Raw genomic sequence first — 26,977 nt, forward strand, 5'->3', positions numbered from 1 at the left:
GCGCCGGCCCGGCCCGCCACGCAGGCGGCGGCCACGGCGGCGCCTGCCGCCGGAGCGTTTCCCAAGGTCGATGGCGCCGAGCAGCGCGCGCGCGACCTGGACCGGCGCCAGATCCTGCAGGACGAATTGCGCAGCGAAGAGCAGAAGCTGGCGGCGCAGCGCCTGGAGTTCAATGGCGGCCAGCCTGAGCGCCAGGGCAATGAGCGCAATTACGCGAAATACCAGGAAAGAGTGGCGCAGTTGAAGGACAACATTAGCCGGACACAGCAGAACGTCGAGGCCCTGAAACGCGAGATCGCGAATATTCGGTAAAGCACATGACACTAGACAACCATTCCAGCCGCCCGGCCCATCTGGCGGGCCTTGATTTGCTCGCTTCAGCCGTGATCCTGCTCGACGGCGACGGCCGCATCAGCTATGCCAACGCGGCGGCGGAAAACTTGCTGGAAAGCTCGTTGAAGGCCCTGTCGCGGCAAAAGCTGACGGCGCTGTTCTTGAATCCCGACGAGCTGGCCGGCATTTGCGCGCAGGCGCTCGAGCATAAATTTTCCGACTTGCGCCAGGACCTGACTCTGGAGCGCCTGGGGCGCGAGCCGCTGCGCGTGCACAGCATCATCAGTGCGCTCGACGCGCCGCGCGACGGCGTGCTGATCGAGCTGCGCGAAAACGTGCAGCAGCTCAAACTTGACCGCGAGGAGCGCATCCTCGACCAGAGCCAGGTCAACAAGGAGCTGATCCGCAACCTGGCGCATGAAATCAAGAACCCGCTGGGCGGCATCCGCGGCGCGGCCCAGCTGCTGGAGCTGGAATTGCCGGCCCTGCACCTGAGCGAGCTGCGCGAGTACACGCAAGTCATCATCAAGGAAGCGGACCGCCTGCAAACCCTGGTCGACCGTCTGCTGGCGCCGCACCGCCGCCCGCATATCGTCGGCGACGTGAATATCCACGAAGTGTGCGAAAGGGTACGCAGCCTGATCCTGGCCGAGTTCCCCAGCGGCCTGACCATTTCGCGCGATTACGATGCTTCGATTCCCGAGTTTCGCGGCGACAAGGAGCAACTGATACAGACCGTGCTCAACATCGCGCACAACGCGGCGCAAGCGCTGGCAGAGCGCATCGAGGCGGGCGATGCGGAGCTCATTTTCAAGACGCGCGTGGCGCGCCAGGTGACCCTGGCCAAGGTCCGCTACAACCTGGCATTAGACTTGCATATCATTGACAATGGACCGGGCATCGCACCCCAGATCCGCGACCGGATTTTCTACCCGCTGGTGTCGGGCAGGGAAGGCGGCAGCGGGCTGGGGCTGACCTTGGCGCAAACCTTCGTGCAACAGCACCTGGGCGTGATCGAGTGCGAAAGCCGGCCTGGATACACCGATTTCAGGATCGTTCTACCCTTGCCATAAGCGAGGAGGTATCCCACCCATGAAATCCATTGCGGGACGCACACACTAATGAAGCCAATCTGGATAGTTGACGACGACGAATCAATCCGCTGGGTGCTGGAAAAAGCCCTGGCGCGGGAAAATCTCGCCACCAAGAGTTTTGCCAATGCGCGCGACGCCATCGCCGCGCTGGAATTTGACACGCCGCAAGTGCTCGTGTCCGATATCCGCATGCCGGGCGCATCCGGCCTGGAATTGCTGCAGACGGTCAAGTCGCGCTTTCCCGGCTTGCCTGTCATCATCATCACGGCCTTTTCCGACCTTGACTCGGCCGTCGCAGCCTTCCAGGGCGGCGCCTTCGAATACCTGGCCAAGCCCTTCGATATCGACAAGGCTGTCGAGCTGATCCGCCGCGCGCTGGAAGAAAGCCTGCGCGAGACGAGCGTTGAATCGGGCCCGTCCGAAACCCCGGAAATCCTCGGCCAGGCGCCGGCCATGCAGGAAGTCTTCCGCGCCATCGGCCGGTTGTCGCAATCGAACGTGACGGTGCTGATCACGGGCGAATCCGGTTCCGGCAAGGAGCTTGTGGCGCGCGCGCTGCACAAGCACAGCCCGCGCGCGGCGCAGCCTTTCATTGCCCTCAACACGGCGGCGATACCGAAGGATTTGCTCGAATCCGAACTGTTCGGCCACGAACGCGGTGCCTTTACGGGCGCACAGACGACGCGCCGGGGCCGCTTCGAGCAGGCCGAGAACGGCACCTTGTTCCTCGATGAAATCGGCGACATGCCGTTCGACCTGCAGACGCGTTTGCTGCGCGTGCTGTCCGACGGCCATTTCTATCGCGTCGGCGGCCATCAGCCTATGAAGGCGAACGTGCGCGTCATTACGGCCACGCACCAGAACCTCGAGCAGCGCGTGCGCGACGGCCTGTTCCGCGAAGACTTGTATCACCGCCTGAACGTGATCCGTTTGCGCCTGCCCAGTTTGAGGGAGCGGCGCGAGGATATCCCCATCCTGGTGCGCCACTTCCTGGTGCAAAGCGCACGCCAGCTGGGCGTCGAAGCCAAACGCATGAGCGAACCGACGATGCAGTTCTTGAGCGGCCTCGATTTGCCCGGCAATGTGCGCCAGCTGGAAAACCTGTGTAACTGGATCACCGTGATGGCGCCGGGCCAGACGGTGGAAATCAAGGATTTGCCGCTGGAATTGACGCAGGGGCAGGGCGATGGCGCGGCCACGGCGGCGGCGGGCGAAGCTGCGCCAGCAGCCGTTGCCCACCCGCACGGCGGCCAGGTCTTTGAAGCTGCCGCGCCCGCCAACGGCGCGCCGCCGGGCTGGATCGGCTTGCTGGAATTGCAGGCGGCCGGCATGCTGGGCGCGGGGCAGCAGGAAGTCATGGCCGTGCTGGGACGCCAGTTCGAATCGGCCCTGATCAAGACGGCGCTCAAGCATACGCACGGGCGTAAGAACGACGCTGCCGTGCGCCTGGGCATCGGCCGCAACACCATCACCCGCAAGATCTCCGAACTGGGCATCGACGGCGCCAAGGACGACTGATTGCCGTCTGGACGGGGCTCCGCCCCGTCCGCTTCCCCTCCTGACGTTCCTCGCACGCCACAACACCCACAGCAGGCGATAAGGTAAGCTAGCGCCTGCCGGACTGTTTCGTCCGGTTTTAACTTTATTGTGGAAACTGTATGCTGATTAACTGCGTGGCCTACCAGGATGGCAAAAAACTGGCCGACTTGCCGATCGACGATATCAGCGATTACGTCGAGCGCCCCGATTGTTTCGTCTGGGTCGCGCTGCTCGACGCCACGCCGGACGAGCTGAAACAGATGCAGCACGAGTTTTGCCTGCACGAACTGGCGGTGGAAGACGCGCAGCGGGGCCACCAGCGGCCGAAGATCGAGGAATATGGCGATTCCCTGTTCGCCGTCGTGAAAACCGTGGAAATGGTCGAGAACGAACTGGTGCTGGGCGAAGTCGACATTTTTGTCGGCGCCAATTACGTGCTCTCGTCGCGCAGCAACAGCTCGCAAGGTTTTCTTGGCGTGCGCGCGCGCGCCGAGCGCGAACCGCACTTGCTGCGCCAAGGCTCGGCCTTCGTGCTGTACGCGCTGATGGACGCCGTCGTCGACCGTTACTTTCCCGTGCTCGACGCGCTCGAATCGGAACTGGAACTGATCGAGGACCGCATCTTCGACCGTGGCACCGAGCGCGACAATATCGAACGGCTGTATCAATTGAAACGCAAGGTCATGGTCTTGCGCCACGTGGTCGCGCCCCTGATGGAAGCGGTGGGCAAGCTGCACGGCGGAAGGGTGCCGCCGCTGTGCCACGATACCCAGGAGTATTTCCGCGACGTGCACGACCATCTGGCGCGCATCAACGGCACGCTCGACACCATCCGCGACACGATCAGCACGGCGATCCAGGTGAATCTGTCGATGGTTGCCATCGATGAGAGCGAAGTGAACAAGCAATTGGCGGCCTGGGCCGCTATTTTCGCCGTCTTTACCGCGTTTGCCGGCATCTGGGGCATGAATTTCAAGTTCATGCCGGAACTGGACTGGCATTATGGTTATCCGGCCGCGGTGGCAGTGATGAGCTGTGTCTGCGGTTATATGTATTACTTGTTCAAGCGTTCCGGCTGGTTATAAAAAATTCCTGTGTATCTGTATTATTAAACAATAGCCAGGGGTACAATCGCGGCAAGTCCGTTGACCCGGGCCTTTGCTGAGGATCGCCGCGCCGGCAGCTTTGCCTGCGCTTTCCGTGCTGCGCAGGAGCATTCATGAGTATTCCGTTGTTTGATGTGAATTCGCAAGAACCCCTGTTCGATCCCGAGCAGCGGCGCACCCTGGCGGAGGCGGCCCTGCGCTCGATCACCGCGTCGACGGCGCATGCCCGTGGCGACGATTTCCTGCGTATCCTCGTCAAGGATCTGGCCGAAGCGCTCGACGTGCACTATGTGATCGCCGGTCGGCTGGTGCGCATGGACGATGGCAGCGAAGGCATCCGCACCCTGGCCCTGTGGGGCGGCGGCGACTATCAGCCGAATATCGAATACAGCCTGCAGCACACGCCTTGCCAGGACGTGACCTGCCAGAGCATGTGTTTTCACGGCAGCGATATCCAGCGTCGCTTTCCACTTGATACCCTCCTGGTCGACATGCATGCGGAAAGCTATGTCGGCATGCCGCTGATCGATACCGATGGCAAGACCCTGGGCATCCTGTCGGCCATCGACACGCGTCCCATCGATGAAAACAAGCGCTTGCTGGCCTTGCTGCTGCTGTCGATCTTCTCGGCGCGCGGCGCGGCCGAGCTGCAGCACCAGGAGCGCACCCAGCAGCTGGAAGAAATCGTGCGCGTGCGCACCGAGTCGCTGGTGGCGGCGCAGGCGAACCTGATCGAGCAGGAACAGATGGCGGCCCTCGGTTCGCTCGTGGCCGGTGTCTCACATGAAGTCAACACGCCGATCGGCGTGGCGCTGACGGCGGCGTCGAGCATGGGCAGCTATGCCGACCAGCTGGTGCAACTGCTGGGCGGCGCCAAGGTCAGCCGCGCCGAACTGATCGACATTGCCGAATCCCTGAAAGGCGCGGCCGCCCTGATCGAGCGCAACCTGGCGCGCGCCGCCGACCTGATCGGCAATTTCAAGCAGCTGGCCGTGGACCAGGTCAGCGAATACGTGGCCGACCTGGCGCTGCACGATTATGTGCACGGCCTGGTGTCGGCGCACAGCCCGGAACTGCGCAAGGCGGCGCTGGGCGTGGAACTCGATATCGCCCCCGATTGCCAGGTGCGCCTGGCGGCCGGCAAGCTGTCGCAAATCCTTTCGAACCTCTTAATGAACAGCGCGCGCCACGGCTATCCGCAGGGCGGCCCGGGCCGCATCACGATACGCGCGCGCATCGAGGCGGACGGCGATGGCGCCGATGCGCGCTGGCTGCTGCTGGACTTTTCCGACGACGGCATCGGCCTGGCGCCGGCCGTGCGCGAACACATGTTTGAACCGTTTTTCACCACCAAGCGTGGCCAGGGCGGCTCCGGCCTGGGCATGCACATCGTCTACACCATCGTGCAGCAACTGGGCGGCCAGGTGTGCGCCATCGACTGCACTCCCGGCTGTCATATACAAATCAGGCTGCCGCTGGCCAACTGACACCGCGCGGCCTCCCGTCTAGCGGGGAGGGGCCGTCCTATCCCAAGCCGCCTCCGTTTTTCACATGTTGTATGTACGCCATACGCATGCTGAGTTCTGTTGACACTCATATTCTTGCCGTGATTCTATGTAGTTGTCTAGTTGACTTTTAGTCTCCTAGTGCCATTTCTGTACAAGTGTGCCAGCGAACTTCACGGTGCCTGATCAGGTGCCGTGCGAGACGTTTCCTTTAGATGAACGAGTGCAATCCGGGTAGCAAATCCGGAGTCATATATAACCGTACAAATGAAAAAAGGGTTCACCATGCTTAAAGAAACCGTCATCTCTCGTGCAGTTCGCATCGTCTGCGCCGGTGGTGTAGTTGCCGCCATGTCAGTTGTTTCGCAGTCCGCGATTGCACAAGATGCGCAGGGCGCCGATGCGCAAATCCAGCGCGTTGAAGTCACCGGCTCGTCGATCAAACGGATCGCCGCCGAAGGCGCTTTGCCGGTCACCGTCCTGACCGCTGAAGCCATCCGCACATCGGGCGCCACCTCGGTCACCGATCTGGTCAAGAAACTCTCTTCCGCCCAGGGCGCCACCAGTGAAAGCTCCTCGGTTGGCGGCAGCACCTTCGGTTTTTCCGGCATTTCCGTGCATAACGTGGGTGAGACGCGTACGCTCGTCTTGCTGAACGGCAAACGCCTGGCCCAGTTCGGCGGCCAGACGCTGACGGGTTTCGCCGCTGGCTTCGACTTGAACTCGATCCCTATCTCGGCAATTGAACGCGTGGAACTGCTGACCGATGGTGCCTCCGCCCTGTACGGTGCCGATGCGATCGCCGGCGTGGTCAACTTCATTACCAAGCACGATACGACGATCGGTGATGTGACCATCGGCTATTCCGCACCCAAAAACGGTGCGCGTGAAAAACGCCTCAGCGCCACCAAGGGCTTTGGCAATCTGGACGAAGATGGCTACAACGTGGTGCTGACCTTTGGCCACGATGAGCGCGACAAGCTCGCTTCCGTCGACCGCAAGTTCGCCAACACGGGCAAGGTGCAATTCTCGGCCAATGGCAAGCGCTATCAGAAGCAGCAGTTTTCGGCCAGCCCGATTCCTGCCAATGCCACCGATGACAATGGCCAGCTGATCAGCCCTTACCAGAAGGCCAACGGTTCCTGCCCGGAAAAGACGTTCCGCGTGATCGAACCGTATAACGATGGCAGCGGCCTGGTCGATGACTATTGCGGCTATGACTTTACCAAGGACCTGGAAATCTATCCGGAACGCAAACGCGACAACTTCATGGCGTCGGGCACCTTCAAGCTCGCCGGCCAGGAAGTGTATGCGGACGTATTGCTGTCACGCACCAAGCAGACTTCGCGCATCGCTCCCGTACCTGGCGCGATCGCCGTCGATGCGGGCACGCCGCTGCATGACAAGTACTTGGTGCCAGCGGGTATCACCGGCGATAGCACGGCGTTCTACCGCTTGTTCGACATGGGCCAGCGTACCTCGAAAGATACGGCAGATTTTGCCAGTGTGGTGGTCGGCACGCGCGGCATTCTGGCCGGCTGGGACTATAACGCAGCCTATAACTTCTCCGAAAGCCGCGTAAAAGGCAGTATTTCCGGCTATCCTGGCGCCATTGCCGTCAATAACCTCACGTCGAGCGGCTTGCTCGATCCATTCGTCGGCCCGGGCAAGCAGTCCCCTGCGGCACAGGAAGCGATCAAGTCGGCCGCGTACTCCGGTTACTGGGATGGCGGCACTTCGCGCCTGCAGACGATTAACCTGAATGGCTCGACGGAACTGCGCCGACTGCCTGGCGGCGCAATGATGCTGGGCATGGGCGTGAACATCAACCGCGAGGAATTCTCCGCCAAGCCAAGTCCGTTTGCGCAAGGCATCCTGGCCGATCCCGTGAAGGGCACCTTGTGCGGCGGCACGACGGGGCTGGAATGCGACCAGCGTTTCGGCGACGCGGCCAGCAGCCAGCCGTACAGCGCCAGCCGTACGTCGAAGGGCATTTTTGGCGAAGTCATCGCGCCTGTGCTGAAAGAGCTGGAATTGGGCGCCGCCTTGCGTTTCGATGAATTCTCGGACTTTGGTGGTGCAACCACGGCCAAGGCCAGCTTCAAGTGGACGCCGGCACCCACCTTGCTGATTCGCGGTTCGGTCGGCAATGGTTTCCATGCGCCGACAGTGCCACAAGTCAACGCCTTGCAGCGCGGCTACGGCGTCACCAGCGACAAGTACACGTGCTCGCCAGCCTTGCAGGCGATCGCCACGCGTCTCAATGCGCAATGCCAGCCAGGCAACCGCCAGTACGACCAGCTGGCCGGCGGCAACCGCGAATTGCAGCCTGAGAAATCGAAACAGGCAACCATCGGCTTCCGTTACGAGCCGATCAGCGCCATCACCCTGGGCGCCGACCTGTGGCATGTGCAGATCCGCGATTCCTTCGGCCAACTGACCGAACAGCTGGTATTTGCCAATCCGGCCAACTTCCCGAAATCGTGGGGCGTCAACAAGGACGTGGGCACGGGGACTACCTACTTGGCCTTCCTGGCTGACAACCAGAACTTGGGCAAGTCGTTTGCCACCGGTGTCGATATCGATGTCAGCGCCCGTTACCGCTCCGGCATCGGCCTGTTCACGTCGCAGCTGAACGCGACGCAGATGCTGCGCGAGGACGTGCAGCTGGAACGCAATGGCAGGTATTATTCGGCGCTGGGCAACTTCGCCGATCTGGGCTCGGTGACGTTCCGCACGCGCGGCCAGTGGACGAACACCCTGAAAACGGGCAATTGGTCCAACTCGCTGACCGTCAATTTCCTGTCCGGCTACAAGGACCAGGAAACGTCGGTCGACGTGCTCGACGCGTCGGGCGCCGTGACGGGCCAGGAAAAGATCCGCATGCAGGTAGGTTTCTATTCGACCCTCGACTGGCAAACGGTATGGACCCCAAGCAAGAGCTGGGTCCTGACCGCCGGCCTGCTGAACCTGACCGACAAGAGCCCGCCATTCGTGCCATCGACGGCCGGCGCGAACCGCGGCCAGCAATTCGGCTATGACGACCGCTACTACGATCCGCGCGGCCGTACAGGCTACCTGAATGCTTCGTACAAGTTTTAAGCAAGGTACGCAGGCAACAAAAAACCGGCACTGAGTGCCGGTTTTTTTTCGTCCCGCCGCAGCGCGGGGAGGGCAGGGCCTAGCGGCGCGCCGCCATCGACAGGGCCACCGCCTCGGCCACCTTGATGCCGTCGACGGCCGCCGACAGGATGCCGCCCGCATAGCCGGCGCCTTCGCCGGCGGGGAACAGTCCCCGCGTGTTCAGGCTTTGCAGGTCATCGTCGCGGCGCTTGATGCGGATCGGCGACGAGGTACGCGTTTCCACGCCCGTCAGCACGGCATCGGCCTTGTAGTAGCCCTTGATTTGCTTGTTGAACGCCGGAAACGCTTCGCGCAGGGCCGTGATCGCGTATTCGGGCAAGGATGGCGCCAGGTCCGTCAGGTGCACGGCCGGTTTGTACGACGGCACCACGCTGCCAAATTCCGTCGAGGCGCGGCCGGCCACGAAGTCGCCGACCAATTGTCCTGGGGCATCGTAGTTGCCGCCGCCCAAGGCAAACGCGCGCTCTTCCAGTTCGCGCTGCAGGGCGATGCCAGCCAGCGGGTCGCCCGGGTAGTCGGCCGGCGTGATGCCGACGACGATGGCGCTGTTGGCGTTGCGCTCGTTGCGCGAGTACTGGCTCATGCCGTTCGTCACCAGGCGGCCTGGTTCGGATGCTGCTGCCACCACCGTGCCGCCCGGGCACATGCAGAAGCTGTACACGGAGCGGCCATTGCTGGCGTGGTGCACGAGCTTGTAGTCGGCGGCGCCCAGGATCGGGTGGCCGGCGCTGGGGCCGAAGCGGCAGCTGTCGATCAAGGATTGCGGGTGTTCCACGCGGAAGCCGATCGAGAACGGTTTCGCTTCGATGTACACGCCGCGGCGGTGCAGCATCTCGAAGGTGTCGCGCGCGCTGTGGCCGATGGCCAGCACGACGTGGTTGCTGGCGATGGTTTCGCCATTGTCCAGCACCACGCCGCGCACCTGGCCGCCATCGCTGCCTGGCTCGATGTCGAGATCGACCACTTTGCTGCTGAAGCGGTATTCGCCGCCCAGCTGTTCGATATTGGCGCGCATTTCTTCCACCATCTTGACCAGGCGGAAGGTGCCGATGTGCGGCTTGCTCACATACATGATTTCTTCAGGCGCGCCGGCCTTGACGAATTCCGTCAGTACCTTGCGGCCATAGTGCTTGGGATCCTTGATCTGGCTGTACAGCTTGCCGTCCGAGAAGGTGCCGGCGCCGCCTTCGCCAAACTGTACGTTCGATTCCGGGTTCAGCTCGCGCTTGCGCCAGAAGCCGAAGGTGTCGACCGTGCGCTCGCGCACCTGTTTGCCCCGTTCCAGGATGAGCGGGCGCAAGCCCATTTGTGCCAGGATCAGCGCCACGAACAGGCCGCACGGACCCGTGCCGATGACGATGGGGCGCGGTTCATTGGTATGGCCGGCCAGCTGTTCGCCGCCGGCGACGAATTTATAGTCGGTGTCGGGCGCGGGCATCAGGTGGATATCGTGGCCCAGGCGCGCCAGCACGGCCGCTTCATTCTTGACGTCCACGTGCAGCGAGTAAATCAACACCACGGCACTGCGCTTGCGCGCGTCATAGCTGCGCTTGAAGACGGTAAAGCCAAGCAGCTCATCGGCGGCGATGCCGAGGCGCGCCAGGATGGCGGCGGGCAGGGCCGCTTCGTCGTGTTCGAGGGGGAGTTTTACTTCGTTGAGTCGCAACATGGTGTGTATTTTTAAAAATTGCCGGGCTCCGTATCTAGCGGAGAGTATGTGGTGACGCGTGAGGCCATCCGGCCGCTATTTTACCTCCACAATGCTCACTGCCTCGTTTACCCGGACTTTTTTGGGGGCGAAAAAGACAGGCATGCCGTCTGTGCCCATGCTCGCCACCGTGCCGTGAGGGAATCTGGAGGTGTTTCCTGGCTGCCACAAACTGGTGCAAACCAGTGCGCTGCTGGTGCATCCGCCGCCCCTTGTTGGGGCGCGCAAATCCGGACCTAATTTTTCGCGTAAATTTGTGTTGCTTTTTTGTTGTGGCCGCTTGATTTTGTTGACGCCTTGCCATTGCGTGTGATTTGATAGTGTTTTGTTACTCGCAGGTGCAATTCCGTATCTTTGTTTCGCACGCATTTAAGGAAATGAGCAGCGTTGTCTCTTGCCGCTGCCACTTCCTCAATGGAGTGCGGGATTTTTATTTTAAGATGATGACGAGGAATTTCTTTTTATATAGAACTATTATGAAAGAATCTGATTGATTTATTGCGGGATGGATCTGCAATATATTCGGCCTCGTTCCGTAAAATAATTTCGTCTTGTGCGTCATTTATTTTGCGGGCTCTTTATATCCATCTTTTTAGAAACAACTCTTCCTGCAGTATTCTGATTCCATTGGTGCAAAGCCACTGTTTGCAGGCATTCCAAGCAAGTTTGATTATCGTCCGCGAATGTTTTCATTCAGCCTGGATGCGTTTCCGCGTGCCTGTTTCCTGGATAAATTGAAGTGTTGCGCCAACAGAACAGTTTTCCTAATTTTATTGACCAGTCCGTTTCAATATGTTCCGATGTGTCATTCTGTTTTCTTTGCATATGCAAAGTGGACCGAGAGGATGCCTTGTGTGACGGGATTGCAAGGTGATGAGAGTAAAAAGCGTTCAAAAACGCATAAGTGTGAGTGATAAACTCCTTTACCAAAGCAGTAATACTGCGCTCATAAATAAATAGGGAATGACATGTTGAGAAAAACTGTAATAGCACGTGCATTAACGATCGCTTTCAGCGCATCGGTATTGAGCGTTGCGATTGTTCCAGCGGTAATGGCACAGTCGAATGCCACGGGCAACATCATCGGCAAGATTGCGCCGGATGCCAGCGCGTCGGTGCAGATCGTCGGTTCCGACAATGGTTTCAAGCGGACCATTTCGCCCGATGCAAGCGGTACTTTCCGCATCACCTCCCTGCCAGTCGGTAACTACAAGGTAACGCTGCTGAAAGGTTCTTCCGTCGTCAGCACGCAGGACGTGGAAGTACGCATCGGCCAGGAAAGCGAAGTAGCGCTGCAGCAAGTGCAAACCGTGAACGTGACGAGCCGCCGCCGCGCGATCGATGTCACCAGCTCCAACTCCGGTTCCTCCTTCAATTCGCGCGAGCTGGCTACCCTGCCACTGGCGCCTACGGTTGCCAACATTGTGCAATTGGCAGGCGGCACCACGCGCGCCGACTCGCGCTACGGCAACAACGCCGCCAGCTTCGGCGGCTCCAGCGCGTCGGAAAATGCGGCGTATATCAACGGTTTCCCCGTCACCAACAGCCTGTACCAGGTTGGCTACTCTTCCCTGCCTTTCGGCTCGATTGCTGAAGCGCAAATCATCACCGGCGGCTACGGCGCCGAGTTTGGACGTTCGACGGGTGGCGTGGTCAATATCACCACCAAGAGCGGTACCAATAACTGGGAATTCGGTGCCGGCTTTACCTACGCGCCTGATTCGCTGCGCGGCAAAGCCAAGAACATCATGTTCCCGAACACGGGCGCCAATCCCAAGACGGATGGCAAGATCTACAACTACCGCGAAGGCGACAAGCTGACCGAGAAGGTCTACAACGCCTACGTCAGCGGCCCGCTGATCAAGGACAAGCTGTTCATCTATCTGGGTGGCGAATTTACCAAGATGGACCGCGAAACGGCACGCCTGGCCTCGACCAGCACCGTGAACAACCAGACCGGCTGGCTGGTGCAAAAATCCGAGGTGCCGCGCTATATCGCCAAGATCGACTGGAATATCACGGACAACAACCGCCTCGAATACACGCATATTTCGGACGAGTCGAATGTTAACGATCAATACTACGGCTTCAACTATGACACCAAGAAGCGCGGCTATGTGCAGAACGGCGGTGCCAAATTCAAGAACTATTCGGCAGGTGTGCTGTTCCTGAACGCCACCGGCGCTGCGCTGGCGGCAGCCCAGGGCTCCAACATCGACATCCTCAAGCTGACCAGCTATGTGACCGATGATCTGACCGTGCAAGCCCTGATCGGCCAGGCCAAGACGCAACGCGAGCAAAATCCGTTTGGCTACATTCCAGGCTTGCGTCCTGTCGTTGCCTCCCCGGACAACCAGGTGCCAGGCGTGAATTACCAGCCTAGCCAGGTGCAAGGTTTCAGCTCGGCCCTGTTGCGTGATGGTGCGCAAGATACCAACCGCGGCTATCGCCTGGATCTGGAATACAAACTGGCCAAGCAGCATACGATACGCGGCGGTCTGGATCACAACAAGATCAATGCCCTGAACGGCACGGAAGCGGCTGGCGGCGGTACCTGGACGTACCTGAAGACCAACCCGAACACGGTATTGTCTGGCCACAATATGTCGCCGGCAGCTGGCGGCGGTTATGGTACCCAAGGTTACTACGTGCGTGAAAATCTGCAGCGCGGCGGCTCCACCCCGACCGTCGAGCAATCGGCGCAGTACATCGAGGACCGTTATCAAGCCACTGAAAACCTGGTCGTGACACTGGGCTTGCGCAATGAGTCGTTCAAGAACATGAACGGTATCGGCGAAACCTTCGTGGAACAGAAAAACATGCTGGCACCGCGCTTGAATGCGGCCTGGAATGTGTACGGCGACGGTTCCCTGAAAGTCTTCGGTACGGCTGGCCGCTACTTCATGCAATTGCCTGCCAACATGGCCGTACGTTTTGCCGGCGCTTCGCTGAACACCGACCGCTTCTACACCTACACCGGCGTCAACCCAACCACCGGCGCACCGCTGGGCTTGAACCCGATCAGCAATGTCGTGTCGGCTAACAATGAATTTGGCCAGGAAAAACGCGCCAATGAATTGGCTGCGACCAACTTGAAGGCTCACTTCCAAGACGAGATCAACCTGGGCTTCGAGAAGGCCCTGACGCCTGATTTCAACGGCGGTATCAAGTTTACCTACCGTAAGCTGAAAAACACGATCGATGACTACTCGGATCCACGTGCCATCTCGGCCAAGCTGACGGGCGCTGAAAAAGAGTACTTCGACGATCATGGCTGGAACGGCGCCCTGTTCAATCCAGGCAAGGACAACACCTTCATGATCCCAGTGGGACCAAACGGTGCACAGCGCGCGGTGACGATTTCGGCTGCCGATGCAGGCTTCCCGGAAAAAGCCAAGCGTACCTACACGGCGCTGGAATTCATGCTCGAACATCCGATGCGCAATGGCTGGTATGGCAAGATGAACTACACGTGGTCGCGCAGCGAAGGCAATCAGGAAGGCCAGACCAAGTCGGATAACGGCCAGGCCGACGTGGGCTTCAGCTCGGGCTGGGACTTCCCTGAAACGATGGTCAACGGCAGCGGCTTGTTGCCGAACAACCGTGCGCATCAGTTGAAAACCTACGGCTACTATGAGTTCACGAGCCAGTTCGGCGTCGGTGGCAACTTGCTGGTGGCAACGGGCCGTCCAATGTCGCGTACTTGCAATATCCCAGCGTCCATGGATCAACAGGGCTTGGGCTTGTCGCAATACGGCTCGATCTTCTTCCTGTGCCCAACCGGCCCGAACGGCCGCGGCGCTTACGGTACGCTGCCAACGGAAATGCGCCTGGACTTGAACTTCATCTACAAGCCAGAGCAAATCAAGGGCATCGTGCTGAAAGTCGACGTGCTGAACGCAACCAACCGTCAAGTGGCGCAATCGATCGACGAGGCGTACAACACCAGCGCCGCCGGTACTGCAGTCAGCCCAACCGCCGGCATGGTCAATGCGTATTCGAGCCCGCGCACCGTGCGCTTGTCGGCACAGTACAGCCACAAGTTCTGATGTGACTCCCACCTCGCCGGCTGACCTTGGTCAGCTGGCGTAGGCTGGGATGTACAGGCAAGTCTGGAAGTTTCTGGCGCCCCGCAAGCTGCAAAGCTTGCGGGGCGTTTTCTTGGGTGGCACAGTTTTACATGCCGCCCCACAAGGCACTCAGCATCGCCAGCGCCGTTAGTCCCGCCGTTTCCGTGCGCAGGATGCGCGGCCCCATAGTCAAGCCGATGGCGCCGGCGGCCAGGGCCGCCTTTTCTTCCGCTTCCGAAAATCCCCCTTCCGGCCCCACCATCACGGTGATCGCCTGCGGCGGCTGGTGACGCGCCCAGTCGGCCAGCGATTGCTGCGCGCGCGGCGTCAGGATGATGCGTTTATGTAAATCTTGCTGGCTGCTCCAGCTATTGAAGTCTTGCAATGGCGCCAGCTGCGCCAGGCGGTTGCGTCCGCATTGTTCCGATGCGGATACGACGATCGCTTGCCAATGCGCGAGTTTCTTCTCGGCCCGCTCGGCGGACAGGCGCACCACGCAGCGCTGCGCCGACAGCGGCACGATGCCGGCCGCGCCCAGTTCGATGGCTTTTTCGATGATCCAGTCCATTTTCGACGCTTCCGGCAGCGCCTGCGCCAGGGTCACTGCGTACGGCAGTTCCGCTTCACGCGCCACGTGCGCCTGGATTTGCGCCGTTACGCTGCGCTTGGCGACCGCCACCAGGCTCGCCTGCACTTCGCCGCCTTCGCCATTGAACAGGGTGATGACGTCGCCCGGCGCCAGGCGCACGACCTGGATATGGTGGGCGACAGCCTCCGGCAGGGAAACGGTGGTGCCGGCGACGAGCGGCTGGGGGCAGAAAAAACGCGGCATGCAATCCTCAACGGGGGGTAAGTGGGGTGGAAAGACGTCAAAGTATAGCCATTTGGCTGGCCAGTACGCCGCAATTCTAATTTGCAGCCCCCTAGTCTGGTAAAATAGTTGACTACATAAAGCAGCCGGCCTGGGTTCTTTCTTGTCCGTGCTGTTGCAAACGAATCCCAAACTCGCGACTGACCCACACCATCATGACAACTACGCTCCCGACTACCAAAATGGCCAATGCGATCCGCGCACTGGCAATGGACGCTGTACAAAAGGCCAACTCCGGCCATCCAGGCATGCCGATGGGCATGGCCGAGATCGCAGTTGCCCTGTGGAGTGGTCACTATCGCCACAATCCCGCGAACCCGAAATGGCAGAACCGCGACCGCTTCCTGCTGTCGAACGGTCACGGCTCCATGCTGCACTACGCGCTGCTGCACCTGACGGGCTACGAGCTGTCGATGGATGACATCAAGGCCTTCCGCCAGATGCATTCGAAAACCCCGGGCCACCCGGAAGTCGACATCACGCCAGGCGTGGAAACGACCACCGGCCCGCTGGGCCAGGGCATCGCCAATGCCGTCGGCATGGCCCTGTCGGAGCAATTGCTGGCCGCTGAATTCAACAAGCCCGGCCACGACATCGTCAACCACTACACCTACGCCTTCGTCGGTGATGGTTGCCTGATGGAAGGCATTTCGCACGAAGTGTGCGCGCTGGCCGGCACCCTGGGCCTGAACAAGCTGATCGCCCTGTACGACGACAACGGCATTTCCATCGACGGCAAGGTCGAAGGCTGGTTCACGGACGACACCCCGGCGCGCTTCGAAGCGTATGGCTGGAACGTCATCCGCGCCGTCGACGGCCACGATGTTGCCGCCGTGGCTGCCGCCATCGCCGCCGCCAAGACCGCATCGAAGCCAACCCTGATTTGCTGCAAGACCATCATCGGCAAGGGTTCGCCGAACCTGCAAGGCGGCGACAAGGTCCACGGCGCCGCGCTGGGCGACAAGGAAATCGCCGCCGTGCGCGAATACATCGGCTGGGATGCCGCTCCGTTCGAGATGCCGGCCGACGTGTACGCGGCCTGGGATGCCAAGGAACAGGGCGCCCTGCTGGAAGCGGACTGGAACGAGCGCTTTGCCGCCTACAGCCGCGAATTCCCGCAGCAAGCCGCTGAACTGACCCGCCGCATGCAAGGCGAGTTGCCACAGGCATTTGAAACGGCCCTGTCGGCTGCCATCGCTTCCTGCGTGGAAAAGAAAGAAAACATCGCCACCCGCAAGGCCAGCCAGAACGCCATCCAGGCGCTGGCTTCGTCCCTGCCGGAATTCCTCGGCGGCTCGGCCGACCTGACCGGTTCGAACCTGACCAACTGGAAAGAGTGCGTGGCCGTGCGTTCGGGCCAGCCTGGCAACCACATCAACTACGGCGTGCGCGAATTCGGCATGAGCGCCATCATGAACGGCATCACCTTGCACGGCGGCTACATCCCGTTCGGCGCCACGTTCCTGACGTTCTCCGACTACAGCCGCAATGCCCTGCGCATGGCCGCCCTGATGAAACTGCGTTCGATCTTCGTGTTCACCCACGATTCGATCGGCCTGGGCGAAGACGGCCCGACGCACCAATCGGTCGAGCACGTCTCGTCGATGCGCTTGATCCCGAACCTGGACAACTGGCGTCCATGCGACACCGTCGAGTCGGCTGCTGCCTGGGGCGCCGCCGTGCGCCGCAAGGATGGCCCGTCGACCCTGATCTTCTCGCGCCAGAACCTGCCATATCAAGAACGTAGCGCCGAACAGATCGAGAACATCTACCGCGGTGGCTATGTGCTGAACGACGTGGCCGACGCCAAGGCGATCCTGATCGCCACCGGTTCCGAAGTGGAACTGGCCGTCGCCGCCGCCAGCGCGCTGGCCGCCGAAGGCATCGCCGTGCGCGTGGTGTCGATGCCGTCGACCGATGTATATGATCGCCAGGACGCTGCCTACAAGGCCAGCGTGCTGACGAAAGGCGTGCCGCGCGTGGCCATCGAAGCGGGCGTGACCAGCTTCTGGTACAAATACGTGGGCCTGGAAGGCGCCGTGGTCGGTATCGACACGTTTGGCGAATCGGCTCCGGCCGGCGTGCTGTTCAAGCACTTCGGCTTCACGGTCGAGAACGTCGTCGCCAAGGTGAAAGCCGTTATCGCTGGCTAATATTGATTTTTAACGGTCCTGGCGATGTGCTCGTCGGGGCCGTGCATGTACCTTCTTTTTTAATCAGGAGCAGAGTATGACGATCAAAGTTGCAATCAATGGCTACGGCCGCATCGGCCGTAATGTGTTGCGCGCTTTCTACGAAGGCGGCAAGAAACAGGATATCCAGATCGTTGCCATCAACGACCTGGGCGATGCCAAATCGAACGCCCACCTGACCCGCTACGACACCGCGCACGGCAAGTTCCCGGGCACGGTCACCGTCGAAGGCGACAACATGATCGTCAATGGCGATCCGATCCGCGTATTCGCACAGCGCAATCCTGCTGAAATTCCATGGGGCGAGCTGGGCGTGGACGTCGTGCTGGAGTGCACGGGCTTCTTCACCACCAAAGAGAAAGCTTCGGCTCACTTGAAGGGCGGCGCGAAAAAAGTCATCATTTCGGCACCAGGCGGCAAGGACGTCGATGCGACCGTCGTGTTCGGCGTGAACCACTCGGTACTGAAATCGACCGACACCGTCATCTCGAACGCTTCGTGCACCACCAACTGCCTGGCACCGCTGGTCAAGCCGCTGAACGACGCCATCGGCATCGAAACGGGCCTGATGACCACCGTGCACGCCTACACCAACGACCAGGTGCTGTCCGACGTGATGCATGAAGACCTGCGCCGCGCCCGTTCGGCCACCATGAGCATGATCCCGACCAAGACGGGCGCCGCTGCCGCCGTGGGCCTGGTGCTGCCTGAGCTGAATGGCAAGCTGGACGGCTTCGCCATCCGCGTGCCGACCATCAACGTCTCGCTGGTCGACCTGTCGTTCATCGCCAAGCGCGACACCACCGTGGAAGAAGTCAACGCACTGATGAAGTCCGCTTCGGAAGGCGCCCTGGAAGGCATCCTGACGTACCAGACCGAACCGCTGGTCTCGATCGACTTCAACCACAACCCGGCTTCGTCGAACTTCGATTCGACCCTGACCAAAGTGTCGGGCCGTTTGGTGAAAGTATCGTCGTGGTACGACAACGAGTGGGGTTTCTCGAACCGCATGCTCGACACCACCGTTGCACTGATGTCGGCGAAGTAATTTTTTGACCGCATAAGAAAAAACGCCCAGTTTGAACTGGGCGTTTTTTTTCGTCTGTCGCCTGCGCTTGCTCCGCTTATTCTTTGGGTTCGCACTGGCTGCGCCACTGTTCGCACGCTACCTCGACACCCTGATAGCACATGTTGAGGATGTAATCGCAGTTTTCCGATGGAATCCATGCGCGCACGGCGGCCGCGCTGGAGAACGAGGCGGCGATGCCGACAGCAGCGGCAAAGACAAACAGGGCTTTTTTAATGGAAATCATTTTCTCGCTTTCACAATTGGACAACGGTAGGGTGTCAACTCAAAAGGCCGCCAGGGCAGGCATGATGGGCTCGCCAAGCGCAGAAAAATATTAGCATTAAAATCAGAATATTATTGCTTTAAAGAAAAATATTTTTATCAACGTTGGGTGTGCAGGCGACGGCGGTAGAAGCGCCATAGAAGGCGCAAGTCGCGCAGCACGGGTACGCCCGACAGCAGGGTCAGCACGCCGGCGAGCAGGATGGTGGCGGCGGGAAAGCCGATGTGCTTGAAGGCCAGGGCGCCGCTGACGCCGCCGATGAAGAAGCAGGCGATCAGCAAGCTGTGCGTTCTGAGCTTGCCGCGGTTGACCTTGACCATCCGGTCCGGCAGGTGGCGCCGGTTGTAATACGCCATCTTGCCCAGTTCGATGCCGATGTCGGTGGACAGGCCCGTCACGTGCGTGGTGCGGATGACGGCGCCCGAAATCTTGGTGATGATGGCGTTCTGCAAACCCATGACAAAGCACAGCAGCAAGATGGTGACGGGGCCCAGCACGTCGGGCATGGTTGCCAGGTAATTGCCCGTCAAGCCGAACAGCAGCAGTAACGCCGCTTCCAGCAGCAGGCTGGCGGCAAACTGGCTGTGCAGGCGCCGCCGCTTGCCCCAGTTCACCATGATGGCCGTGACGGCCGCGCCGCTGACAAAGGCCAGCCACGCGCCCAGCGCGGCCAGGGCCACCGTGATATTGCCCAGCGCCAGGTCGTCCGCCATGCCGGAGACGATGCCCGTCATGTGCGAGGTATAGCCGCCGATGGCAAGAAAGCCGCCCGCGTTCACGGCGCCGGCCACCAGCGCCAGCACGCAGCCCAGCTGCAGATTGGCTTGCGTATCGCGCGCCGATCCGCTCAGGCGCGACAGGTAATGGAGCGGCATGCCCGGGCCAGCCTCAGGCGGTGGCGCCGAAGATGGCTTGCCACAGGCGCATCACGTTGTCCGCATGCACACGCACCCGTTCTGGTTCCACGCGGGCCAGATCTTGCCCCTGCAGGCGCAACTGGTGCTGGAGCTTGCGCAGCGCGCGGTAGGCGTCGGCGACCTGGGTGGCCAGCTGGGCCTCGATCAGGCCCAGTTCGCCGCACAGGCGCAGCAGCGCGATATTGCCCGAGTTGGCCGTCAGTTGCGGATACTGCGCCGCATGCTGGAGCACCAGGTATTGCACCATGAATTCAATGTCGATCATGCCGCCCGGATCCTGTTTCAAATCGAAGCTGCCGGGGCGGGGCGGATGCGCGTCGAGCATCTTCTTGCGCATGGCTACCACTTCGCCCTTGAGCGGGCCGTTTTCCGGGCGTTCCTTGCGCAAAATCGTGTCGCGGATGCGTTCGAAATGCTTGCCGATGGTGGCGTCGCCCGCGCAGAAGCGCGCGCGCGTGAGCGCCTGGTGCTCCCACACCCAGGCCGCGCTGCCCTGGTAGCGCTCGAAGGCCTGCACGCTGGAGACCAGCATGCCCGAGGCGCCGTCGGGGCGCAGGGCGATGTCGATGTCGAACAAAATGCCGGCCGAGGTGTGCGAAGTCATCCACGTGATGAAGCGCTGCGCCAGCTTGGCGTACAGGCCCGGCGCTTCCTGGTCGTCGTCGTCGAAGAGGAAAATGACGTCGAGGTCCGAGACATAACCGAGTTCCTTGCCGCCCAGCTTGCCATACGCGATGACGGCGAATTTCGGCACCTCGCGGTGGCGCGTCGGTAACGTTTGCCAGACGGCTTGCACGGTGGCGGCGACGATGATGTCGGCCAGTTGCGACAGGTAGTCGGCCAGCTTTTCCACGCTGAGGTCGCCCGCCAGGTCTTGCGCCAGGCACTGGAACAGCTGCGCGTGGTGCATTTCGCGCAGGATATCCATCTGCCGCTCCGTGTCGCCGGGCGCATCGTCGAGCTGGCGCTGCAGGTCGAGCGCCAGGGCGGCCGGGTCCGGCACCGTATTGCGGATGCGCTCGTCCAGCAGTTCGTCGAGCAGGATCGGGTGCTGCGTGAGGAAGGTGGCGGCCCAGCCGCTGGCGCACACCATGCGTACGACGCGCTCGAGCGTATGCGGATATTCCGTCAGCAGCGACAGGTAGGCCGAGCGGCGCGCAATGGCTTCCAGGAAATCGAGCAGGCGGCCCAGGGTGGCCAGCTGGCTGGCGTTGCCGTTGGAAACGGAGCAATCGGTGATCAGGGGCAGGGCGGAATTGACGAGGGCGACGAGGCGCGTGCGGCTTGCCTCGGGCAACGATTGCAAACGGGGCGCCTGCCACGTGGCCAGCAGGCGGCGCGCGCAGGCGGCCGGCTCATGGAAACCGAGGGCGGCGAATCTCGCTTCGATGGCTTCCTGCTGGTCCGAGGCGGCGCAATCGTTCGACGTCTGCGGGTCGATGCCCGTGTCGGCAGGCGGCGTGCCGCTGCTCTTGTCGCTGAACATCTCGTCGAACTGGCCGGCAACAAACACGCGGTGCGCTTCCAGCTGGGCCAGCAGGGTGGCAGTGTCGGGCAAGCCCATCATCTGCGCCACGGTCAGGCGGTCGGCCTCGTTGGCGGGCAGGGTGTGGGTTTGCGCATCGTCAAGATACTGCAGCCGGTGTTCGAGGTTGCGCAGGAAGGTGTAGGAGCCGAGCAGCTGTTCCACGATGGCCGGTTCCAATAGCCCCTTGTCCGCGACCGTGCGCAGGGTGGCGCGCGTGGAGCGTTCGCGCAGCTCGGCGTCGCGCCCGCCCCGTATCAATTGGAATACCTGGGCCAGGAATTCGATTTCGCGGATGCCGCCACGGCCCAGCTTGACGTTGTTGCTGCGGTCCGGATGCAGCCGCTCTTGGCGGTTGACCTCGGCGCGGATCTGGCCGTGCATGGTGCGGATGGCATCAATGACGCCGAAATCGAGGTAGCGGCGGAAGACGAACGGGCGCACGATGGCGTCAAGTGACGCGATATCTTCCGGCTTGCCCGTCACGGCGCGCGCCTTGACCCAGGCATAGCGCTCCCATTCGCGGCCCTGCACGATCAGGTATTGCTCCACCATGCCCAGGCTGGCGGCCAGCGGGCCCGAGTTCCCGTTCGGACGCAGTGCCATATCTACGCGGAAAGTAAAACCGTCTTGCGTAATTTCAGCCAGGGCGGCGATCAGTTTCTTGCCCATGCGAATGAAAAACTCGTGGTTGGACAGGCTGCGCTGGCCCGGTACGGTGACTTGCGTGTCGCCATCTTCCGGATACACAAAGATCAGGTCGATATCGGACGAGACATTGAGCTCGCCGCCGCCCTGCTTGCCCATCGCCAGCACCATCAAGGCCTGTTCCTCGCCCGATTCCTCGCCGACAGGCATGCCGTGCAGGGCCACCATCTCGGCCATGATGGCGTCCACATGCGTGCGGATGGCGAAATCGGCAAAGCCTGTCATGGCCGTGACGACTTCGTTCAAGTCGGCCTGGCCTTCCAGATCGCGCGCGATCAGGCCGCAGACGAGCAGGTTGCGCAGGCGGCGCATGGCCCGCTCGGGCGGCAGCGGCGGGGTGGCGGTGTTCGCCTGGGCGGCCAGCTCGGCGGCAAAATCGAGCCCGTCCAGCGGCGCGCGCACCAGTTGGGCTACCTGCGCGGCGCGCTCGGGGGCGGCGTCCAGCCAGCGCTGGTAGAAACGGGAGGCGGAAATCAAAGGCTGTGTGCTCATGGTATCGGTAAGTGTCTCGTGGATGCGGCGTGCATGTTCTTGTTTAACTTGGCTGCGAACGGCGGGGGATGCGGTAAAATTATGCCGCTGGCCTCACGGCCGGCATTGCGTGCTCTTCCGGACGATGGTAAGGGAGGCTTTGCTCAGAAGCAAGCGCAAGGATGCAGGCGCGCACCACGAATGCAGACGATTTTTGCCATTATTTGACGCCGGGCCAGTTTATTAGCTTATTGATGCAAAAACCGCCAGAAGCAAGCGTGACAGAACATGTGCCATTGGCTCTGCGCTGGCAGCGGCTGCGTGCCGCCTATCGCATGGCCAACCTGGCCACCCACCATGTGTTGGGTTTTACCATCAAATTGGTGCTGCTCGCGTATTTCGCCTTCGCCGTGCTGTTTTTATTCCTGCGCTACGCGGTTCTGCCGAATATCGATTATTACAAAGGCGATATCGAGCGGGCGGCCAGCCGTGCGCTGGGCAACCCCGTCAGCATTGCGCGTATTTATGCCTCCTGGCATGGCGTTCGCCCCAATCTCTTCCTCGGCGACGTGACCCTGCGTGACCAGGCGGGCCGCCAGGCGCTGAGCTTGCCGAGCATATCGGCCACCGTGTCGTGGTGGAGCGTGCTGGGTTCAGTGCGCTTTACTACCCTGGAAATCACGCGGCCGGACCTGGACGTGCGGCGCAGCAAGGATGGCAAGCTGTACGTGGCCGGGGTGTTGATCGACAGTACGCAAGGCAGCGATGGCAAGGGCGCCGACTGGCTGCTGTCGCAACATGACATCATCATTCGCGATGGCAAGGTGCGCTGGACGGACGAGGCGCGTGGGACACCCGAGCTGGCCTTATCCCAGGTCAATCTGCTGCTGCGCAACCGCTGGCGCAGCCACCGGCTGGGCTTGCAGGCCACGCCACCCGCCAGTCTGGCCGCGCCCATCGATGTGCGCGCTCACTTCACGCATCCGCCTTTCAGCACGCGCATCTCCGATGTGTCGATGTGGAAAGGCGAGCTGTACGCCGACCTGAAAAACGCCGACCTGGCCGCCTGGCGCCGCTACTTCGATTACCCGTTCGAACTGAGCCAGGGCAAGGGCGCCTTGCGCGCCTGGCTGAGCCTGGATCACGCGCGCCTGGCCGGTTTCACGGCGGACGTGGGGTTGACGGATGTGACGGCGCAGTTGGGCGAGCATATCGCGCCGCTCGACCTGCTGTCGGTCAGCGGACGCATTTCGGCAAAAGAAGAGCTCTCGCAGACACCCGACGGCAAACCGACGTTTGGCGCGAATGGGCACCAGGTGGAGTTGACGAATTTCGCGGTGGAAACCCGAGACGGCCTCAGCCTGCCGCCCACGACTTTGTCCGAGCGTTTCATTGCTGCCACCAAGCGCAAGCTGGCGCGCACGGAAATCACGGCCAAATCGCTCGATTTGCAAACCCTGGCCGCATTGGCCGACAAGCTGCCACTGGGCGAACAGCAGCGCCAGCGTCTCGACGCCATGGCGCCGCGCGGGCGTTTGCAGGATTTTGCCGCGCAATGGGAAGGCGAAATGGCGACACCGGCCAGCTACCGTTTGCGCGGCAAGTTCATCGATCTGGGCCTGAACGCGCAGCCGGTGCGCCTGGCCGTGGCGAAGACGGCGACCGGCCCCGCGCAGGCAGCCGCACCGGCTATCCCCGGTTTCGAACATTTGACTGGCAGTATCGACGCCAGCGACAAGGGCGGCAAGGTCGATATCGATGCACGGGGATTGGTATTGCAACTGGCCTCCTATTTGAGTGAGCCGGCCTTGCCATTCGAACAGTTCGAAATGGAGGCGCGCTGGGCTTTCCAAGCAGACAATATGCTACAAGTCGACCTGGACAGGCTTGATCTTAATCAAGAAGGCATGCGAGTCGCCCTGCATGGTTCGCAGCGTTTGCCTCTCGACGGCAAGAACCTGGGCCAGGTCGACTTGACGGGCACGATCGATAATTTCCAGATCAACACCATCGGCCGCTATCTGCCGCTGCAAACGCCCGAGCACCTGCGCCACTGGCTGACGGGCGCGCTGGAAGGCGGCGTGGCACGCGATGTCAGCCTGCGCCTGCGCGGCGAACTCGAACATTTCCCGTTCAAGGCCGACACGCCTGCCCAGCGCAACCGCGGCGATTTCCGTATCGCCGGCAAGATCGAGAACGGCACCTTGAATTATGCTCCCGGCGAATTTGCGGAAAGCGGTCCGCTGGCGGGCAAGGCGCCCCTGTGGCCGCAGGCGGAAAAGATCAAGGGCAGTTTTGTGTTCGAGCGCGCGCGCATGGAAATTCGCGGCGACACGGCCACTACAGGCGGCGTGGCATTGACGAACGTCAAAGCCGTGATCCCCGACCTGACCGTGTTCGACACATTGCTCGATATCGACGGCAATGCGGCCGGCCCGATGCAGGAATTTCTCAAGTACGTGACGGCCAGCCCCGTGCTGGGCTGGATCGAGCATTTCACGGATGAAACGACGGCCACGGGCAACGCCAAGCTGGCCCTCAAATTGCACTTGCCGATCGAGCGCATGCTCGAGTCGACCGTGCAAGGCAGCTTGCAGCTGGCGGGCAACGACGTGGTGCTGTTCCACGACATGCCGCCCGTGCTGGGCACGCAGGGCAAGATCGAATTCAACGAAAAAGGCGTCAACCTGAATGGTTTGAATGGCAGCCTGCTGGGCGGGCCGCTGGCCATCTCGGGCGGCACGCAGCCGGACAGCTCCATCCAGGTGAAAATTGCCGGCAACATGACCATCGACGGCTTGCGCAAGACCTATCCGGCGCCCGTGCTGCAGCGCCTGGCGAAACATTTGAATGGCGGCGCCCGTTACAGCGGCTTGATCACGGCGCGCGACCACCAGGTGGTGGTCAATGTCGAGTCGCCGCTGACGGGCCTGGGCCTGGATTTTCCCGCTCCCCTGAAAAAGCCGGCCGGCGACAGTCTGCCCGTGAAATTCACCCTGACGGGCAATGCGGCCAATGGCGCCGGCTTGCGCACGGACGATATCCGCATCGCGCTGGGCTCCGGCATCGCTGCGCGCTACCAGCGCCAGAAGCAGGGCAAGGATGCCTGGCGCCTGGTGCGCGGCGGCATCGGCGTGAACGTGCCGGCGCCGGAACCGGAGAGCGGCATGATGCTCAACGTGAATATGAAAACCCTGGACGTGGACAGCTGGATCGCCGCCGGCAGCGAGATCGCCGGCAGCGCGACGGCGTCCGCCGACAGCGGCGGCGCCGACGATGCGCCCGATATCGCGCAATACGTCGTGCCGGACATGATGGCGGCCCGCGCCAGTGAACTGATGCTGGGCGAGCGCAAGCTGGAAAACGTGGTGGTGGGCGCCACGCATCAAAAGGATGTGTGGCAAGCCAATATCGATGCGAAACAGGTGTCGGGCTATGTGACGTGGCTGGAAACGCCATCCGGCCTGGGCAAGATGACGGCGCGCCTGTCGTCGCTGATCATTCCGGAGTCGGCCGCCAACGATGTGAAAAATTTACTGGAAGGAAAAAGTGGCGCCCAATCGATTCCTTCGCTCGATATCGTCGCCGAGCAATTCGAGCTGTTCAACAAGAAGATCGGCCGGCTGGAGTTGCAGGCCTATAACACCATGGCGGCGGGCGGACGCGAGTGGCGCGTGGGCAAGCTGCAACTGTCAAACCCCGATGGCGCCCTGAGCGGCAGTGGCAAATGGGTCATCAAGGATGGGCAGAGCACGACCAGCCTGCGTTTCGGCCTCGATATCGTCGATGCGGGCAAGCTGCTCGACCGCTTCGGCTTTGCCGACACGGTGCGCCGCGGCAAAGGCCGTCTGAGCGGCGACATCGCCTGGAACGGCTTGCCGTATTCGTTCGACATTCCCACCTTGTCGGGGCAGATCGAGATGAACGTGGAGTCGGGCCAGTTCCTCAAGCAGGACCCGGGCGCGGCCAAGCTGTTGGGCGTGCTCAGCTTGCAAGCCTTGCCCCGCTTGCTGAAACTCGATTTCCACGACGTGTTTTCCGAAGGCTTGGCCTTCGACGGCATCACGGCCAACGCCAGCATCAAGCGCGGCGTCGTGACGACGAACAACCTCAAGATGCATGGCGTGGCGGCCACCGTGCTGATGGATGGCACGGCCGATATCGCCAATGAAACGACGAATCTGCACGTGGTGGTGATCCCTGAATTTAACCTGGGAACGGGGCCGCTCGTGTATGCGCTGGCCGTCAATCCCGTCATCGGCCTGGGCAGTTTCCTGGCGCAGCTGTTCCTGCGTGCGCCCGTGATGAAGGCGCTCACTTACCATATGCAGATCGCCGGTCCGTGGAAATCGCCCGTCGTGACCAAACTCGATGGTGGTAAATTGGAACCTGTCGCCGTGCCTGCCGCTGCGGCGGTGGAGGCCGTGGCGAAATAGGCGAGG

Annotated in this window: 14 protein-coding genes and 1 pseudogene; 10 read left to right on the forward strand and 5 right to left on the reverse strand. The window is 61.5% G+C overall.

Translation table 11 applies throughout. The features are described 5' to 3' along the window. From KO538_RS20465 to KO538_RS20490, 6 genes and pseudogenes are all read left to right on the forward strand, one after another. Nucleotides 1-312 (forward strand): annotated as a pseudogene (locus KO538_RS20465) (DUF4124 domain-containing protein); the annotation flags it as partial. A gap of 5 nt (nucleotides 313-317) precedes the next feature. After that, nucleotides 318-1,406 (forward strand): nitrogen regulation protein NR(II), encoded by a 1,089-nt coding sequence (glnL, locus tag KO538_RS20470; protein ID WP_034760227.1) that lies wholly within the window; start codon nucleotides 318-320, stop codon nucleotides 1,404-1,406. A gap of 48 nt (nucleotides 1,407-1,454) precedes the next feature. Then, nucleotides 1,455-2,945, forward strand: coding sequence for a nitrogen regulation protein NR(I) (ntrC, locus tag KO538_RS20475; RefSeq protein WP_072454285.1), 1,491 nt, complete (start codon nucleotides 1,455-1,457; stop codon nucleotides 2,943-2,945). Between the two features lie 140 nt (nucleotides 2,946-3,085). Then, nucleotides 3,086-4,051, forward strand: a complete 966-nt coding sequence (corA, locus tag KO538_RS20480; RefSeq protein WP_034760218.1) for a magnesium/cobalt transporter CorA — start codon at nucleotides 3,086-3,088, stop codon at nucleotides 4,049-4,051. Between the two features lie 134 nt (nucleotides 4,052-4,185). Beyond that, the gene (locus KO538_RS20485) at nucleotides 4,186-5,559 is read left to right on the forward strand and encodes a GAF domain-containing sensor histidine kinase (protein ID WP_034760214.1); all 1,374 of its coding nucleotides are present in this window, start codon (nucleotides 4,186-4,188) and stop codon (nucleotides 5,557-5,559) included. 303 nt (nucleotides 5,560-5,862) lie between these two features. Further along, nucleotides 5,863-8,679: a TonB-dependent siderophore receptor gene (locus KO538_RS20490; RefSeq protein ID WP_254671621.1), complete on the forward strand. Its 2,817-nt coding sequence runs from the start codon at nucleotides 5,863-5,865 to the stop codon at nucleotides 8,677-8,679. A 79-nt stretch (nucleotides 8,680-8,758) separates the two neighbouring features. On the opposite strand, the gene KO538_RS20495 is transcribed toward KO538_RS20490, so the two are convergent. After that, on the reverse strand, nucleotides 8,759-10,390 hold the full coding sequence (locus KO538_RS20495) for an NAD(P)/FAD-dependent oxidoreductase (protein WP_070303344.1): 1,632 nt from the start codon (nucleotides 10,388-10,390) through the stop codon (nucleotides 8,759-8,761). A gap of 1,091 nt (nucleotides 10,391-11,481) precedes the next feature. On the opposite strand from KO538_RS20495, the gene KO538_RS20500 reads away from it, so the two are divergent. Next, nucleotides 11,482-14,478 carry a carboxypeptidase regulatory-like domain-containing protein gene (locus KO538_RS20500; protein WP_051992113.1) on the forward strand — a complete coding sequence of 999 codons (2,997 nt, stop codon included), beginning with the start codon at nucleotides 11,482-11,484 and terminating at the stop codon, nucleotides 14,476-14,478. 127 nt (nucleotides 14,479-14,605) lie between these two features. On the opposite strand, the gene KO538_RS20505 is transcribed toward KO538_RS20500, so the two are convergent. Then, nucleotides 14,606-15,331, reverse strand: a complete 726-nt coding sequence (locus KO538_RS20505; protein WP_219329492.1) for a 16S rRNA (uracil(1498)-N(3))-methyltransferase — start codon at nucleotides 15,329-15,331, stop codon at nucleotides 14,606-14,608. Between the two features lie 194 nt (nucleotides 15,332-15,525). Here KO538_RS20505 and tkt point away from each other — a divergent pair, with 194 nt between their 5' ends. Further along, the gene (tkt, locus tag KO538_RS20510) at nucleotides 15,526-17,523 is read left to right on the forward strand and encodes a transketolase (RefSeq protein ID WP_070303341.1); all 1,998 of its coding nucleotides are present in this window, start codon (nucleotides 15,526-15,528) and stop codon (nucleotides 17,521-17,523) included. A gap of 76 nt (nucleotides 17,524-17,599) precedes the next feature. Continuing rightward, nucleotides 17,600-18,610, forward strand: a complete 1,011-nt coding sequence (gene gap / locus KO538_RS20515; RefSeq protein ID WP_046685413.1) for a type I glyceraldehyde-3-phosphate dehydrogenase — start codon at nucleotides 17,600-17,602, stop codon at nucleotides 18,608-18,610. Nucleotides 18,611-18,686: 76 nt separating this feature from the next. Here the strand turns inward: gap and KO538_RS20520 are convergent, their stop codons facing one another. The 3 genes from KO538_RS20520 to glnE all read right to left on the reverse strand — a co-directional run bounded on the left by KO538_RS20520 (nucleotide 18,687) and on the right by glnE (nucleotide 22,556). Beyond that, complete coding sequence (locus tag KO538_RS20520) at nucleotides 18,687-18,875, reverse strand: hypothetical protein (protein WP_034760197.1); 189 nt, start codon at nucleotides 18,873-18,875, stop codon at nucleotides 18,687-18,689. A 137-nt stretch (nucleotides 18,876-19,012) separates the two neighbouring features. Beyond that, nucleotides 19,013-19,789 carry a YoaK family protein gene (locus KO538_RS20525; protein WP_034760193.1) on the reverse strand — a complete coding sequence of 259 codons (777 nt, stop codon included), beginning with the start codon at nucleotides 19,787-19,789 and terminating at the stop codon, nucleotides 19,013-19,015. A 13-nt stretch (nucleotides 19,790-19,802) separates the two neighbouring features. Beyond that, the gene (glnE, locus tag KO538_RS20530; RefSeq protein WP_374106868.1) at nucleotides 19,803-22,556 is read right to left on the reverse strand and encodes a bifunctional [glutamate--ammonia ligase]-adenylyl-L-tyrosine phosphorylase/[glutamate--ammonia-ligase] adenylyltransferase; all 2,754 of its coding nucleotides are present in this window, start codon (nucleotides 22,554-22,556) and stop codon (nucleotides 19,803-19,805) included. Nucleotides 22,557-22,813: 257 nt separating this feature from the next. On the opposite strand from glnE, the gene KO538_RS20535 reads away from it, so the two are divergent. Further along, the gene (locus tag KO538_RS20535; RefSeq protein WP_374106869.1) at nucleotides 22,814-26,971 is read left to right on the forward strand and encodes a YhdP family protein; all 4,158 of its coding nucleotides are present in this window, start codon (nucleotides 22,814-22,816) and stop codon (nucleotides 26,969-26,971) included. Nucleotides 26,972-26,977: the final 6 nt, after the last annotated feature.

Origin of the sequence: Janthinobacterium sp. NKUCC08_JDC (assembly GCF_019345575.1) — a bacterium.
Lineage (GTDB): Bacteria > Pseudomonadota > Gammaproteobacteria > Burkholderiales > Burkholderiaceae_D > Janthinobacterium > Janthinobacterium aestuarii.